The organism is Streptomyces violaceorubidus, from assembly GCF_000717995.1.
GTDB lineage: Bacteria > Actinomycetota > Actinomycetes > Streptomycetales > Streptomycetaceae > Streptomyces > Streptomyces violaceorubidus.
This window is the reverse complement of record NZ_JODM01000103.1, coordinates 1-2,518: the sequence shown is the minus strand read 5'-3', so window position 1 is coordinate 2,518 and position 2,518 is coordinate 1. Positions and strand designations below refer to the sequence as shown.

Genomic DNA, 2,518 nt, shown 5'->3' with positions numbered 1-2,518 from the left:
GTGGGCGGGCTGCGGGACGGAGGCCATGGCTCCTCGCCCTGCGAGGTGTTCGCCGATGATCTGTGCGCGTACGGCGACGACTTTGGCGGCGTCCTCCAGTGACAGCGCACCTGCCACGGCGGCGGCGGCGATCTCGCCCTGGGAGTGTCCGACCACGGTGTCCGGACGGACACCGAGGTGCTGCCAGGTCGCGGCGAGCGAGACCATCACGGCCCAGGTGACGGGCTGGATGACGTCCACGCGGTCCAACGGGGCACGCGACCGCAGGGCATCGGTCAGCGACCAGTCCACGTACGGCGCAAGGGCCTCCTCGCAGCGGGCGATCGACTCGGCGAACACCGGGACAGTGTCGAGGAGTTCGGCGCCCATGCCGGCCCACTGCGTCCCCTGCCCGGGGAAGACGAACACCGTCTTGCCGGTGCTTGCGGCCTGCCCCTGGACGAGGTGCGTGTGAGGTTGCCCGGCAGCGAGCGCGTCCAGCGCCACGCCTGGCTCGGCGGACTGATCCTGCGGAGCGGTGAGGGCGGGGGGCTCCTCGATGACGGCGTGGGCGTTGGTGCCGCTGACCCCGAAGGACGAGACGCCGGCGCGGCGGGGCCGGTCGCTCAGGGGCCAGGTCTGTTCCTCGGTGAGGAGGCTGACCGTGCCGGCCGACCAGTCGACATGGGTGGTGGGCCGGTCCACGTGCAGCGTCCTCGGGAGGACACCGTGATGCATGGCCATGACCATCTTGATGACACCGGCCACACCGGCGGCGGCCTGCGTGTGGCCGATGTTGGACTTCACCGAGCCCAGCCACAGGGGCCGTTCGGCGGGGCGGTCCTGGCCGTAGGTGGCCAGGAGCGCCTGGGCCTCGATCGGGTCGCCGAGGGTGGTGCCGGTGCCGTGTGCCTCGACGGCGTCGACCTGGTCCGGGGTGAGACCGGCGTTGGCGAGGGCCTGCCGGATCACCCGCTGCTGGGAGGGGCCGTTGGGGGCGGTCAGACCGTTGCTGGCGCCGTCCTGGTTGACGGCCGTCCCCCGGACCACGGCCCACACCGGATGCCCGTTCCGCCGCGCATCCGACAGCCGCTCCAGCAGGAGGATTCCCACGCCCTCGCCCCACCCGAGGGCGAGCGTGCACTCGCCGGAGCGCAGTGACTGGGCGGCCATGTGCAGGGCGACGAGCGAGGAGGAGCAGGCCGTGTCGACCGTGACGGCCGGGCCTTCCAGGCCGAGGGTGTAGGCCACCCGGCCCGATGCCACACTGGGCGTCGTGCCCGTCAGCACATAGCCCTCGATCTCCTCGGGAGCCTCGTGCAGTCGGGGCCCGTAGTCCTGTGCCGTCGCGCCGACGAACACCCCGGCCTTGCTGCCGCGTAGCGACTTCGGGTTGATGCCGGCGCGTTCGAGAGCCTCCCAGGAGGTTTCCAGCAGCAGCCGCTGCTGCGGGTCCATGGCCAGGGCCTCGCGCGGCGAGATGCCGAAGAACGCGGGGTCGAAGTCGGCTGCGTAGTGAAGGAAGCCGCCCTCACGCGCGTACGACGTGCCGGAGCGGGCCGGGTCCGCGTCGTACAGCGCGTCCAGGTCCCAGCCGCGGTCGGCCGGGAACGGCGAGACGGCGTCACCACCGGCCGCCAGGAGCGCCCACAGCTGCTCGGGCGTCCGAATCCCACCCGGCAGACGGCAGCTCATGCCGACGATGACGATCGGGTCGTCGGAGTCCGAGGCAGCGGACGCCTCGGGCGCCGCCACCTCTCCTCGCAGGCCCGCGAGTTCGCCGTGCAGGTGCTGTGCCAGCTGCTCCGGCGTGGGGTGGTCGTACAGCGCGGACGACGGCAAGCGCACACCGACCGCCCGCCCGAGCGCGGCACAGAACTCCACCGACATGAGCGAGTCGAAACCGAGCTGCTTGAACGGCGCGTCCACCGCGACCCGTTCGGGGCCGTCGTGCTCCAGCACGGCGGCGATGTGCCGTCGTACGAGATCCAGCAGCTCCCGGTCCGCCTCCTCCTGGGGCATCCCGGCGAAGGCGAGGGACCCGGCGAGACGGGCCGTCTGCGCAGCGGACTCCGCGACCTCCTCGTCCGCCGCGGCGTCGGCCGTCTCGTCGAGGCGACCGGCCGGCACCCCGACTGTCTCCTTGAGCCAGTACCGACGGCGCTGGAACGCATACGTCGGCAGCTCGACCCGGTGCGAAGGCCTGACGCCGAGATCGGCGAGCACGTCCGGCCACGCGATCTCCATGCCCGAGACATGCAGTTCGGCTGCGGCGCGGGTGACGGCGTGGGTCTCGTCGAGGTTCTTGTGGAGGGTGGGAAGGAGCAGTGCTTCGGCGCGGGTGAGGGTGTCCTGGGCCATGGCGGTGAGGACTCCGCCGGGGCCGATCTCCAGGTAGCGGGTGGTGTCGTGCTGTTCGAGCCAGGAGATCCGGTCGTTAAAGCGGACGGTGTCTCGGATGTGCCGGACCCAGTACTCGGGGTCCAGGACCGCGTCGCCGGCGGGCAGGGGCAGCCCGGGCGGGTGGAACTCCACGTTT

The 2,518-nt window shown here is 72.0% G+C and carries 1 protein-coding gene; it reads right to left on the bottom strand.

The window, feature by feature from the left end; translation table 11 throughout:
* Positions 1 to 2,518: type I polyketide synthase (locus tag IE94_RS0134120; RefSeq protein ID WP_030192259.1), on the bottom strand; the 2,518-nt coding region annotated here is incomplete at both ends.